General features: G+C 72.3%; 11 protein-coding genes. 6 read left to right on the forward strand and 5 right to left on the reverse strand.

Annotation, left to right across the window (positions count from 1 at the left end):
* The first annotated feature begins 259 nt into the window (after positions 1-259).
* Complete coding sequence (gene pyrE / locus ACTWQH_RS08325) at positions 260-793, forward strand: orotate phosphoribosyltransferase (protein ID WP_443285730.1); 534 nt, start codon at positions 260-262, stop codon at positions 791-793.
* Positions 794-809: 16 nt separating this feature from the next.
* Here the strand turns inward: pyrE and ACTWQH_RS08330 are convergent, their stop codons facing one another.
* From ACTWQH_RS08330 to ACTWQH_RS08345, 4 genes are all read right to left on the reverse strand, one after another.
* Positions 810-1,625 carry an ExeA family protein gene (locus ACTWQH_RS08330; protein ID WP_443285731.1) on the reverse strand — a complete coding sequence of 272 codons (816 nt, stop codon included), beginning with the start codon at positions 1,623-1,625 and terminating at the stop codon, positions 810-812.
* Entirely contained in the window at positions 1,622-2,986 is a 1,365-nt protein-coding gene (locus ACTWQH_RS08335) for a DDE-type integrase/transposase/recombinase (protein ID WP_443285732.1), read from the reverse strand. The genes ACTWQH_RS08330 and ACTWQH_RS08335 overlap by 4 nt, the downstream gene beginning before the upstream one ends.
* A 104-nt stretch (positions 2,987-3,090) precedes the next feature.
* Positions 3,091-3,492, reverse strand: a complete 402-nt coding sequence (locus ACTWQH_RS08340; protein ID WP_443285733.1) for a helix-turn-helix domain-containing protein — start codon at positions 3,490-3,492, stop codon at positions 3,091-3,093.
* 1,603 nt (positions 3,493-5,095) lie between these two features.
* Positions 5,096-5,878, reverse strand: coding sequence for a DUF899 family protein (locus ACTWQH_RS08345; protein WP_443285734.1), 783 nt, complete (start codon positions 5,876-5,878; stop codon positions 5,096-5,098).
* Positions 5,879-6,462: 584 nt separating this feature from the next.
* On the opposite strand from ACTWQH_RS08345, the gene ACTWQH_RS08350 reads away from it, so the two are divergent.
* A complete protein-coding gene (locus ACTWQH_RS08350) occupies positions 6,463-7,443 on the forward strand; it encodes an alpha/beta fold hydrolase (RefSeq protein WP_443285735.1) in 981 nt (326 codons plus the stop codon).
* 415 nt (positions 7,444-7,858) lie between these two features.
* Here ACTWQH_RS08350 and ACTWQH_RS08355 read toward each other — a convergent pair whose 3' ends face one another.
* Complete coding sequence (locus tag ACTWQH_RS08355) at positions 7,859-8,341, reverse strand: MarR family winged helix-turn-helix transcriptional regulator (RefSeq protein ID WP_443285736.1); 483 nt, start codon at positions 8,339-8,341, stop codon at positions 7,859-7,861.
* A 232-nt stretch (positions 8,342-8,573) separates the two neighbouring features.
* On the opposite strand from ACTWQH_RS08355, the gene ACTWQH_RS08360 reads away from it, so the two are divergent.
* The 4 genes from ACTWQH_RS08360 to tpg all read left to right on the forward strand — a co-directional run bounded on the left by ACTWQH_RS08360 (position 8,574) and on the right by tpg (position 12,963).
* Positions 8,574-9,014, forward strand: a complete 441-nt coding sequence (locus ACTWQH_RS08360; protein ID WP_443285737.1) for a hypothetical protein — start codon at positions 8,574-8,576, stop codon at positions 9,012-9,014.
* Between the two features lie 573 nt (positions 9,015-9,587).
* Positions 9,588-10,298: a PEP/pyruvate-binding domain-containing protein gene (locus ACTWQH_RS08365; protein ID WP_443285738.1), complete on the forward strand. Its 711-nt coding sequence runs from the start codon at positions 9,588-9,590 to the stop codon at positions 10,296-10,298.
* Between the two features lie 5 nt (positions 10,299-10,303).
* Positions 10,304-12,403, forward strand: a complete 2,100-nt coding sequence (gene tap, locus ACTWQH_RS08370) for a telomere-associated protein Tap (protein WP_443285739.1) — start codon at positions 10,304-10,306, stop codon at positions 12,401-12,403.
* Positions 12,404-12,405: 2 nt separating this feature from the next.
* On the forward strand, positions 12,406-12,963 hold the full coding sequence (tpg, locus tag ACTWQH_RS08375; RefSeq protein WP_443285740.1) for a telomere-protecting terminal protein Tpg: 558 nt from the start codon (positions 12,406-12,408) through the stop codon (positions 12,961-12,963).
* Positions 12,964-12,966 lie beyond the last annotated feature (3 nt).

Genomic DNA, 12,966 nt, shown 5'->3' on the forward strand with positions numbered 1-12,966 from the left:
GGGTACGGCCTGCGTTCACTCACCCCGCCACCCCAACAGACCACCCGGCCCGGATCAGCGGATTCCCGCCCACGCCCACACCCTCAGGTGACGACAGAACTGCCTAAAAACACACGAACCGCCCTCTGAAGACCCCAGCGGCCGTGAGGCTGCGGGGGTCTTGGTGTTCACGGTGTCGGCTTTATGTTCACGGTGTCGGTAGGGAGGTGGGCCTCGTGGGCCTGGCTTGGTGCAGGGAGCGGGGTGGCTGGAAGACTGGATGCCTGTGACTCATCTTGATCTTGCTCGCCGTATCCATGCCGTCTCTCATCTGACGGGGACGTTCACGCTTCGGTCCGGACGTAGCGCCACGGAGTACTTCGATAAGTACCGGTTCGAGGCCGATCCCGTTCTGCTGGACGAGATTGCCCAGCGGATGGCGCCGCTGGTGCCGTCCGGCACGGAGGTGCTGGCCGGCTTGGAGATGGGCGGTATCCCGGTGGTGACCGCGCTCGGCCGACACACGGGGCTGCCCTGCGCGTTCGTGCGCAAGCAGGCCAAGGCATATGGCACCTGCCGTCTCGCCGAGGGCGCCGAGATCTCGGGCCGGCGGGTGCTGGTCGTTGAGGATGTGGTCACCAGTGGTGGACAGATCGTGCTGTCGACGGTGGACTTGCGGGGTTTGGGGGCTGAGGTTCATGAGGCTTTGTGCGTGATCGATCGCGAGCAGGGTGGTGCGGATGCCCTCGCGGCCGAGGGCATCCGCCTGGTGTCGTTGCTGACGGCTGAGGATCTGCGGGCCGCTGCCGCGTGACCGGCAGGGCTGGTCGTCAGTCTGTCGCGACGCTTTCGGCGATGCCGGCTCGAGTGGAGGACTCGTCCACCATGGACTTCTCCTCGGTGAAGGCGGCGACGAGGGACTGCCAGGCGAGGTTGTTGAACGAGCGGGGCAGGCCGCGGCTGGTGGCGTGGATGAGGTCGACGGCGTCGTCGGAGAAGAGGGGGTCGGAGCGGCCGGCGATGGTGAGGTGGTGCTTGATGTAGCTGTCGGTCTCCTGCTTGGTCATGGCGGGCATCTGGTAGCGCAGGCCGATGCGCTGGTCGAGGGCGGCCAGGACGCCGAGTTTCATCTTCTTCCGCAGGGTGGGCTGTCCGATGAGGAGGACGGCGAAGGGGGTGTTGGAGTCCATCTCGCAGTTGGTGAGCATGCGGATGGCGTCGAGTTCGTGGTGGCCCAGGAGGTGAGATTCGTCGATGACGATGACGGGGGTGCGTCCGCGTTCGTCGACCTCGGCGGCGAGGGCCTCGGTGGCCTGGGCGGTCAGGCTGGCGGAGTGGAATCTCGGGGTGCCGCCCAGGCTGGTGACGATCAGGTCGTAGAGGCCGCGCATGCCGACGGCCGGGTTCGGCAGGTAGATCACGGTGTGCCGGGCGGGGTCGAGGGAAGCGACGGCGGCCCGCAGGGCGAAGGTCTTGCCGGCGCCGACCTCGCCGGTGATGACGCCGAGTGCGCGGTTGTTGATGCACCACACGATGCGGGCGGCGGCTTCGGCGTGTGCGCCGTGGCGGTGGAGCATGGAGGGGGCGAGGTTGCGGCCGAACAGGGTGCGGGTGAAGCCGTAGAAGCCCTGGACGCGTTCGATCACGGGTGATTCTCCCGGGTGTGGTCTTCCAGCAGGGACGCGTAGTTGATGCCGTGGGCGGTGCGGGCGTCGTGTTCGGCGCCCAGGATCCTCAGGTAGTCGATGCCGGTGTCGGGCTTGGGCTGGGCGGGGATCTCGGCGGTGGCTTTGGGGTGGGTGTGGCGGCCGACGGTGTGGGCGACGGCCTTGCCCAGGGTCCGGCCGCGGTGGCGGACTTCGATGTCGGCCAGGTCGAAGGGGTCGAAGACCAGCTCGACCTTCATCCGCGCCAGGGCGGGGTCGACCTGGTAGGTGTTGCCGTGCAGCGAGACCGTCGCGGTCTTGGTCACCGTGCGTGTCTCCGACCAGAGAAACGCCTCGCGCAGGTCGGCTGGGGAGGGCAGCGGCAGCGGTCTGGGGATGGAGGCCAGCCACCGTTCGATCGGCGCCTGGGTGGTCTCGGAGTGCACGGTGCGGTGATAGACCGTCTCCACCCAGGCGGTGAACAGCCGGTTCAGTTCGGCCAGGGAGGCGATCCGCTCGGTGGCGGCGTCGTCGAGCTCGACGAGGAACTGATCCCGCACCGTTCGAAAGAAGCGTTCGATTTTCCCGCGTCCTTGGGGGCGTCCGGGGCGGGAGTGGGTCAGCCGGATGGCCAAAGAGGCGCAGGCCCGCAGCAGCCAGGTGTCCACGAACGCCGAGCCGTTGTCCACGTAGATGCTCTCCGGGACGCCCCGGGCGGCCAGAGCCGGCCGCAGAGCGGCGGCCAGGCGGACGGTGTCCTCGGAGTAGCCGAACCGGTGCCCGACGATCGCCCGGGAGTGATCGTCGATGAACGCGAAGAGATACGTCTTGCGGCCGGCGATCTTCGGCCCGTGCAGGGCGTCCCCGGTCCACAACTCGTTCGCCCGCGTGGCCTCGAACCGGCCGAAGGTGCCCGTCTGGGTCGCGGGCGGGACGTTCAGCCCGGCCTCGGCGAAGTGCCGCTGCAGCGTGCGGTCGGTCGGCGACCAGCCTTGGGTCTGCCGCAGGATCCGGCGGACCTGCGCGGCGGTCCGCTCCGGCTTCTCCTTCTTCAGCGCGACCGCCAGTTCAAGCACCTCCGGTGGCGTCCGGGGGACCGCCTTGCGCGGCTCGGGCACCAGCGCGGCGAACCCGCCGGTGCGGTAGTAACGCGCCCACCGGTCAAGGGTGTTGCGCGAGACGCGGACCTGCCGGCCGAACGGATCGGTGTGCTCGGCCGCGGCGATCCGACGGCACAACGCCCCGCGCTGGCGGGTCGAGAGCGTCGGATCGAGCAGATCCTGAATCAGCGAATACCGGAACAACGCCACCTGCCGGGCCTTCTCCGCCCGGCGGCGGTCCTCTTCCTCCAGCGAAGCCATACGGGCACCTCACCTCGCCTCGATCACCGTCCGCGACCATCGCGGACAGACGATCAAGACTTAACGGCAGCCTCCCGCCCCTGCCCAGAGGCAACTCGTGTTGCTCATCGCCCGGAAGACACACAGGTCAGCAGCCCGCCGTGAAGACAGCGGCAGGCGAACTCCCACCGCGACACGGTGAAGATGCCCGGCCACCTGGCCGCCGCGGCCTCGGCGGCGGCCATCACCGCGAACACAGCGTCACCCACCGCCGAGCCCGCAGGCCGCGGCGGATCCGGATCAACAGCAAGCGCAACCTGGGCGACGGTGAAGAACCGCCGCACCTCCTCCGCCCTGGACCGAAAGGCACGCAGCCAGCCCCGCACCGTGCTCTCCGTCCGCCCCAACCTCTCGGCGATCGGCCGGTGCCCCATCCCGCTGGCCGCTATCTCCAGCCCCGCCCCGATCACCGCCACCGCGTCCGCCCGCCTGGGCACCACCGTCTGGGCCAGCAGCACCTGCGTCACCCCGCAGCCCCGGCACCTCGCCCGACGAGGCCGGAGCAATAGCTTCGCTCCCCGCTCGCCCCGCACCACCCGCGGCCGGCCATGCCCCCACGGCCCCAGCACCGCTGAACACAAGGGACACCGCAACCGGCCGTCCCGCAGCTGCCGCTCGACCACGAACACGTCGGCGTCGACGATCAGCAACCCAGCACCTCCGTCCGCTTCGTGTTCACCGTGTCGTCGCACACGAAGCAGGACGAAACTGCCCAACAAGATCATCAATCATGTTCACCCAGAACGTCGCGAACCCCCACCTACGTGGTCACGCAGAGAGTCGTCCAACAACCCATGGCGCCGCCGTCCGCGCCTTCGAGGAAGCCGTGCGTGTCGTGGTCCGCCGCGGACGTGTCTGACAGCCCGGAACCCGACGACGACCCGGAACGCACCCGTGACGGCGGGCACGCCCGCCCGCGCCCGCGCGGCAAGAAACGCGAACAAACCACCAGAACCCGCCGCGCAGCCCGCCCACCCACCACGAACAACCACCGCCAACCCCCACCCGGGCGTGGGAGACCGCGCACCGTGCCCCACAACGCGATCCACGACCACGCGCCCGCGCGCGTCCCAGCCCAGAACCCGATGAGTCCATTTTCGTCCGACACCGCTCCCCCGGCAGTCCCACACCCGTCACAGGCACTCCGGCCAGCGCCCTCACCCCTCACACTGCGCCACCCACACACCGACCAACCCGCACTCCGTGCAACGCCACACCAACGACGGAAAACCCGGCCCCGTACGATTCAAGAACGCCGTCTGGACATAACGATCGGCGCCAGAACTTCACCGGATTCGGTAACAAGCTTCAACACCACCCCGGCGCGTAGCCCTTCAGCGGCCCCGCCCACACAAGACGCCCACCAGCAGCAACCCCCACCACCCACACCCTGAAACCGAACGCCGAACCCACCGAAAACCCCACACCAACCACCACCCAGCGGGGGTCGGCACCCTGCGCGCCTTGCCTTCTCGCCGTCCGCTCTATCGGCCACCGATCGGGTAGCGGGCGAGTACGAGGCGGCGCACCTCCCGGGCACCGGCCCTCAGAAGGAGTGCCCTATGTGCTCAGGCGGTGACTGCGCCGCCCTTGTCCTCGGCCCGCTTCTCCAGGAGCGGGCCGAGGTCGTCTGCGCAATGGCGCGTGTCGGCGGTCAGCGGCCTCTGGATCAGTCTTCATCTGGCTCCCAGCCTTCAGGCGGCTCCTCGTCTGGTTCCCAGACGTCGGCGGGATCGAGGACGACGTTGAACGCCAGTTCCTCGAGCTCCCCCCACAGGAACTCGTCTTCAACCTCTAGGTCGCAGGCAGAACAGTCGAAGACGTCTGGGTCAGGATCAGGACTTCGTGATCTTCGGTTTCTCCCCAGCTTGTTTCACCAGCGGCCCACCCTTGAGACCCGCATGAGAGACAAGTCTTCGGTGCCTCCCGCCGCTGGCAACAGCGGCACCGACGGGCGAGCCGGCGGGCGAGCCGCCCACCGGCCGGTCGAACGCGCGAGCAGGCAGCCGCATCGCCCGGAGTCCCGCCCGGTACCTGACACCTGGTGCCGACGCCGCCGACGAAGCAGCGTCAGTGGTGGTGGCCGTGCCGGCCGAGGGTCTCCACGGGGGTCGCGCCGGGGCGGGTCCACTGCGGCACGGGGCGGCTGGCCGGGCCCCAGGTGGTGTTCTCCTCGGCGTCCGAGCGCCAGTACCAGCACGGGCTGTGCCCCTCGGGCCAGCCCTCGGGATTGTCCTCCCACGCCTCGCCGCGGCCGTAGGGCGTCATGTCGAGGAGGCCGAGGGACCCGTTGACCCGCTCGTTGCCACGGCCCGTCGTGGAGTAGGTGAGGAACACGCGGTCGCCGTCTCGCAGGAAGCAGGTGAGGTAACCCATGCTGCCGCCGACCGGCGCGTCCACACCGCGCACCGAGTACCAGGGCTGGGTGTAGCCCATGAACGCGACGTGGGAGGCCACCTCCTCCCACCGGCCCGTGGTCAGGACGGCGAACGAGACGCCGCGGGCGTTGAGGTACACGGCGTCCTTCAGGTGCCAGGCCGTGGTGGTACAGCCCTCGCACTGCCCCTGATGCGGTGCGCCGTCGTACCACATGTGCTGGTAGACCACGAGCTCGTCGCGACCCTGGAACAGGTCCAGGAACGGGACCGGGCCGTCGCCTCCGACGACCTCGACCCTCCCGTCGAACTCCACCATCGGCAGCCGGCGGCGGGCCGCGGCGATGGCGTCACCCTCACGGGTGTGGGCCTTCTCGCGGACCAGCAACTCGTCACGGGCCGCCTGCCAGGTGGCCAGGTCGACCACGGGCGGGCGGCCGGGCAGCGCGGTGGTCGGATCATCCGGCGTGGTCGTCATGGTGTCCTCCGTGGTCTCTCGTACCGGGCAGCGTCGAAACGACCGTCCACGACGGTCAAACGACGGTCACCAGAACAGACTCGCCACCCGGCCGGAACTCATCGCAACAAGGCGCCCCGGGCCGAGCCCACACCGACCGCGTCACGCCGTGCGGCGCCGCACAGCGCTGTGGCACGCCGGGCGACCCCCCCCTGCTGGGTCCCGGGTGGCGCGGGTTGGGTGGTGTCTTGTGCCTTGCCGGAGCGCTTTGTGTGGCCTGCTTGCCGTTCCTGCCGGACCGGGTGGCCCTGGGCGGTGGCTGGCGGCGGTGGGCTGTGAAGGCGCACGTGATGAGGGGCCCGCCTCACCGCTCCACGAACCACACCTCACCAAGGCGTGGCATCACGTCCCCTGAGGAGGACGAGGCACGGATCCCATCACCGGAGCACCGGAGCACCGGAGCACCGCCAGAGCCGAGCGATTTGCTGACATGGCAACAAGGCTCGTCCGCACAGCAGTGCCCGCAGCATGCTCGGCACTGAGCTCAAGGCACGGCGGCTCGACGGCGGTCGTGGCACACGCAGGCCGATGGATCCGGAGGACTCATGCCACTGCACGTCACGGACGTCACGCACCGCCTGGTCTCCTCATCGGCTGGCCGGATCCACCTGGTGGAGCAGGGAAGCGGGCCGCTGGTGCTGCTCGTGCACGGTTTCCCCGAGTCCTGGTACTCCTGGCGCCGCCAGCTGCCGGTTCTGGCCGCGGCCGGATATCGCGCGGTCGCCCTTGACGTCCGCGGCTACGGCCGCTCCTCCAAGCCCGCTGACACGGGCACCTACCGGATGCTCGACCTGGTGGAGGACAACGCCGAGGTGGTGCATGCCCTGGGCGAGGAGTCGGCGGTGATCATCGGCCACGACTGGGGCGCGACCATCGCCGCCAACTCCGCCCTGCTCAGACCGGAGGTCTTCCGCGCAGTGGGGCTGCTCAGCGTTCCCTACACACCACGCGGCGGACCGCGGCCCAGCGAGGTCTTCGCACAGATGGGCGGGGACGAGGAGTTCTACGTCTCCTACTTCCAGCAGCCAGGCCGCGCCGAGGCCGAGATCGAACCCGACGTGCGGGGCTGGCTCGCAGGCTTCTACGCGGCGCTGTCCGGCGACACCATGCCCGGGCCGGGGGCTCCGGACCCGCACTTCGTCAGCAGGGGCGGGATGCTGCGTGACCGGTTCCCCGCCGGCAGGCTTCCCGCCTGGCTCGACGACGGCGACCTGGACGTCTACGCCGAGGAGTTCGAGCGAACCGGCCTGACCGCGGCGCTGAATCGGTACCGGAACATGGATCGCGACTGGGAAGACCTCGCCGTCTTCGACGGCGCCCCCGTCACCCAGCCGTCGGTGTTCATCGGCGGCCGCCTGGACGCCTCCACCACGTGGCTGGCCGACGCGATCAACGCCTACCCCGCCACGCTGCCCGGGCTGGTCTCCTCCCACCTCCTGGACGACTGTGGCCACTTCATCCAGCAAGAACGCCCCGTCGAGGTCAACCAGATCCTCACCGAATGGCTGGCCGCCCTGCCTGCCTGACGCACGCACGCACGCATGCAAGGCCGTTTGGTGCTTTTCGAAACAGAGGTTCTGGCTCAGGCTTTGTGGCCCGTGCACGCTAGGTGACGGCGTTGACGTTTGGGCTGTGGAACCGGGAGACCGGGCCGGAGATCAGGAGTGGAGGACCCAGCGCGCGGGGAGGACGCGATTGCGGCGTCCCGGTGGCGGTCGATGCCGGCGGCGAGGGTGTGCAGGCTGGGCGGTCTCCTGCCGGACAGCCGGACAGCGTCGAGCCAGACGGGCAGGGGCTCGCTCTGGCCGGTTCTCCCGCCGAAGCGTGGACGGCTCCTGGCGTTCGCTGCTGGTCAAGCCGTCGCGATCGCCGTCGTCGCCCTCGGCCTGGCGAAGGGCCCACTCGCGCACCGCGGGCCTGGTCGGGACGGCCGCGGCGTGATCATCTGGCGTGGCCGTGGTGGTCCACGAGGGCGGCCAGAAGCCGGGCCAGTAGCTCGCGTTCCGGCGGGGAGAGCGGCGCGAGCACCTGGTCTTCCGCCTCGGCGAGCAGCGTGTCGAGGCCGAGGAGGTGCCGGTGGCCCTGCTGGGTGAGGGTGATGACGTTCCGGCGGCGGTCGGCGGGGTTGGGTGAGCGTTCCACGTGTCCGCGACCGGCCAGCTCGTTGATCACGGCGACGAGGTCGCTGCGGTAGATGCCCGTGCGGCAGCTCAGCTCCGCCTGGCTGGCGGGGCCGAACTCCTCCAGCGTGGCGAGCACGGCGTAGTGCCACTTACGGGCGTCCGCGCGGCCCAGTTCCTCGTTCACCAGGCGATCGGCGTGGATCGCGGCCTGGGACAGAAGCCGGGTGCGCAGGTTCCGCAGCCGCGCGGCGGTGGCCTGCCGGCCGGGCGGGCGCGCCGTACCGGGCGTGCTGGTGCTCATGCCGCCGATCGTACCCTCTTGTGTTAGTGCCGCTAACGGATTAGATTAGTTGGCGTATCCAACATTAGTGGACCGAACAAATCCGGCGGCGTCGTGCCCCTGACGAACGCCCCGTGCCCGACGATGCACCCAAGGAACACGCCGTCGCGAACCGCGTCCGGCGCGGCCGTGCCCTCGGACCGCCGCCACCGCTCGATCGTCTTCCTTCCCGATCACGCTCACAGGAGACCGCATGTCCGCCACCGCCCCAGCCCTCTTCGGCACGCAGATCATCGGCCAGACCGAGAAGGCACTCAACGCCATCCTGGAACGGCAGCTGGACGGGACCGGCATCACCGAACCCCAGTGGGTGACCCTCACCCTCACCATCCTCAGCGAGGGGTCCCTCACCGAAGAGGCGCTCGCCGAGCGCGTCGCCGACTCGCTGAAGATCGACGACGCGGCCGCGCGCGAGCGCATCGCCGAACTCGCCGCCGCGCACCTCGTGCAGAGCACACCGCAGGGCACCGTCGAGGCGACCGGGCACGGCGCGGCGCTGTGGCGCGAGATCCGCGCCTCGATCACGCAGATCACCCAGCGTCTGTGGGGCGACGTGCCGCAGCAAGACCTGGCCACCGCCGGCAGCGTCCTGACCACGATCCTCGCCCGCGCGAACGCCCTGCTAGCCGCCTGACCGACCGGCACCCCCGCCACGCCGCCGACGCCGACGCCGACGCCGCACCCTCCGCACACACACCGGCCCGGACGACACCCGCCTCAGTCTCGGGCCCGTCATCGGCCGATCCAGCGTCGGCTGCCGTGCGGGTCCCACTGGTTCGACCATCTCGCACAACGTCGCGGCATTCCCGCCGTACACGGGGTACCAGAAGCGCACCAGCCGCGAGATCCCCGTGTTCGTGCTCAGCGAACCGAAGGCGTAGGGGTTCCCGGGACCGGCCGCCGTATCAACATCATGGTGACAACAGCCTGTTGATGGCGTGAGGTGGCCGGGTGACCACCAACGACCAGGCGCGCGCGGCCGGACTGGACCGGGCCCGTGCCGCCGTGAACGAGGCAGGCGCGTCCCGGCTCGCGCGGCGGCCGTGGGAGCGTCCGGGACGGCCCTCGTCGGACACGGACCTCGTGCGGTTCGCCGTGTGGGCCTGCCGGAACGCCGACGGCGCGGACCCGGGCGTCGTGGAGGCGGGGCTGCGGCAACCGGGTTCTCGGCCGGGTCGGCGGCCCGGGCCCGGAGGGGCAGGGCGACGTGCTGGTGCCCCTGAGGGACGCGTCCGAGCGGTGCGGCGCCAAGGCCCGCAACCTCGGCCGGCTGCTGAGGGCTGGGTTCAGGGTGCCCGACGGGTTCGTGGTGGCCGACCCGCTCGGCGGCGACGGCTGGGCGCGGGCGATCGGGCCGGCGCTGCGCCGGCTCGGCCCGGGGCCGTTCGCGGTGCGGTCGTCCGCCCGCGCCGAGGACGGCGCGGAGGCGTCGATCGCCGGGCAGCTGACCTCGGTACTCGCCGTCACGGGCGCCGGGGAGGCGATCCGGGCCGTCACCCGCAGCGCACGCTCGGGCGCGGCCGCCGGGCCCGGCACGTACGCGGCGAGGACCGGGCGGCCGGCCGTCACGACGGTCCCGGTGATCGTGCAGGCGATGGTGCGGCCCGACGCGGCCGGGGTGCTGTTCACCCGCCATCCCGTGACCGGAGCCGACCAGGTCGTGATCGAGGCGGCCCGGGAAGGGGACCACGGCGGACGCGGCTCCCGCGGAGGTCCTGCTGACGGTTCGCCGGCGCCTTGGAGAGGGCGGGCGCCGATCCGGCTGGGTGACGGCGAACGACCGGGACTCCTGCCACCGGGTCTGGCTCGAGATCCACGAGGACCTCATCGCCGCCCTCGGCCCGGCCCGGTGACGGCGACGGCACCGGTTATGCTCGCTCGGCATCCGATCCGGCAGCCGCGTGTCCGAGGGAGGTGACGGCCGTGGGAGACGACGCGCGGGACGCGCGGGACGTGTTCGCCGCGGTGGACGCGCTGCTGGAGCAGGCCGCGCCGCTGCCCGGCCCGGGCGAGCGGAAGCGGCTGCGCACCGCCGCCGGCCTGTCCCGGGCCGACGTCGCGAGGGCGCTCGGCGTGACGGCCGGCACGGTCGCCGCCTGGGAGCGGGAGGGCGACGGCACCGAGCCGACGAAGCAGCGGCGCGCGGCGTACGCCCGTCTCCTGGAGGGCCTCGCCGCCCGCTACCCGGCGCCCGCGCACGAGGCGCGGCCGGACAGCGGCGGCCGCGCGGTCCAGGCGCCGGCCTCCGGCGGCGGTGCCGGCGTGCGGGCGCCCGCACCCGCACCCGCACCCCAGGGCAACGACGCGCGGACGCCCGGCCCCTCCCCCGCGCGCCGGCCCGCCGCGCCCGGGCCGGGGACGGACGCGCGGTTCCCGGCCGGGCCGCTGGCGGTCGTGGACGGCGACGGCGACGGCGACGGCGACGGGAACGGCGTCGCGTACCTGGCCGACGGCCGCACCGCGGACTGCCCGGCCGCGGCCCTCCCCGATCTCGTCGCGTGGGCGCTCGCGGCGGGCCTGGGCCAGGAGCGGCTGCACCGGCACGGCCGCGACGCCGACCCGCTGGTGGTGCTGACCGCCCGTGCCGTCGAACGCCTGGGGCTGCCCGCCGAGCTGGCCGACCGGCGGGGGCTGCGGCTGCCCGGGGACCACCCCGCCATCACCGGCCTGGCCGCAGCGGGCTGGCAGTTGACGCGCCGCGGCTTCGGCCCGTGGGCACGGATCTACCGGCCCGTCGAGGGCGGCCGGCGGCAGTGCGTGCAGCTGGCCGTGCTGCCGTGGGACGCGCTGGACGCCCGCGCGTGGGGGAACGCCGCCGGGCTGCCCCCGGCCGAACTCGCCCGGGTGCTGGGCGCCTACGCCGCCCGCGTGCTGACGCCCCGCGGCTCGGCCGCGGTGTGCGGGCTGGAGCTCATGACGGCGCTGCGCCCCCCGACCCGCCCGGTCCGGGACGCGGGCGGCGGCTGGGCCCCCGGGCCGGTCCCCGGCTCGCTGGCGGCGCCGGTCGACCCCGCGCCGCCCGAGGCACCGGACGAGCACCCCGTGGCCCGCGGCCGCGCCCCCGGCCAGGTGCTGGACGAGGAGGCGTACGAGTGGGTGCGCGACCTGGACCTGCTGGCCGGGGAGGAAGCCCGGCTGCCGCACGTGGTCGGCCTCGACGTCAACGCCGCGTTCCTCGCCGCCGCCAACCGCCTCACGGTCGGCCTGGGCGAGCCCGTGCACACCGACGGGCCCCGCTTCGACCGCAAGCTGCCCGGCTGCTGGTACGTCGACCTCTCCCACGTCGAGCTCGACCCCCGCCTGCCCAGCCCCTTCACCCCCAGCGGCGAACGCCCGGCGGGCCCGGCCTGGTACGCCACGCCGACCGTCGCCTACGCCGCCGAGCTCGGCTACGACATCCACCCGCTGGAAGCATGGATCCGGCCAGAGGCCGGGCCCTACCTGGACCCCTGGTACGCGCGGCTGCGGGACGCCTACCTGGCGACGATGGCCGACCTCGGCGTCAGCCGCGACCTGGACGGCGCGGCGTTCCTGGCGGCGATGGCCGCCCACCGGGACGCCGACCCGGCGATGGCCCCGGTCCTGTCGGCGATCAAGGCGACGGTCAAGGGCGGCATCGGGAAGCTGCGGGAACGCCCGCAGGGCGCCCGCTACCGGCCCGGCGACCGCTGGCCGGCGCTGGAACGCCCCACCTGGCGGCCCGACATCCGCGCCGCCGTCATCGCCGCCGCCCGCACCAACATGCACCGCAAGATGGCGAAGATGGCGGCCGCCGGGCGCTACCCGCTGGCCGTGCTGTCGGACTGCGTGGTCTACCCCTCCCCCGGACCCTCCCCGCTCGACCTCCTGCCCCGCCGGCCGGACGGCGCGCCCGTCCCCGGGACCTTCCGGCTGGGGGTGAGCCCCGGCATGGTCAAGCAGGAGGGCATCCGGCCGACGTGGTGGGCCATCGACCTGATGGAACAGGGCGCCAACCCCGCCCGCCACATCAAGGACACCACCACAGAAGGGCAGGGGGACTAGCGGTGGGCGAGCTCCAGGACGGCATCGAGGCGGCGTTGCAGGCCACCCAGACCCGCCCGCTGCCGAAGGCGCCCGTCGCGCGGATCCGGGTGCTGCTGCGGGCCGAGCGCGGCTCGACGCGGGCCGTCGCCGCCCGCCTGGGCTGCTCCCAGCGGCAGGTCGAGCGCTACCTCGCCGGGCAGGCCCACCGCCCCACGCCGCGCCTGGCCGCCGCCCTGGAGCGCGAGGCCCGCAAGGCGTGGCAGCCGAGGGTGCGGCAGCGCACGATCCACCGCGCCGCGCGGGCCGGCATCACCGTCGAGACGCGGGCGCGGTTCGGGTTCACCGCGGCACCGGGGTCGACGGACGACCCGCGGATGCGGCGCATCACCGAGGCCGTCGACCCGGCCACCACCGCCGCGCTGCTCGCCGCCTACCAGGCCGGGGCCGGCGAGCAGCAACTGCGCGGCATCCTCGCGGGCGGGCTGGGGCAGGCGTACTTCCGCGACCACGGCCGCCGCGCCCAGGGTCTGGACGTGGCCATCAACGCCATCGACTACATCGACCTGGACCTCGCGTAGTGC

It is taken from the genome of Streptomyces sp. 6N223 (assembly GCF_052246635.1).
Classification (GTDB): domain Bacteria; phylum Actinomycetota; class Actinomycetes; order Streptomycetales; family Streptomycetaceae; genus Streptomyces.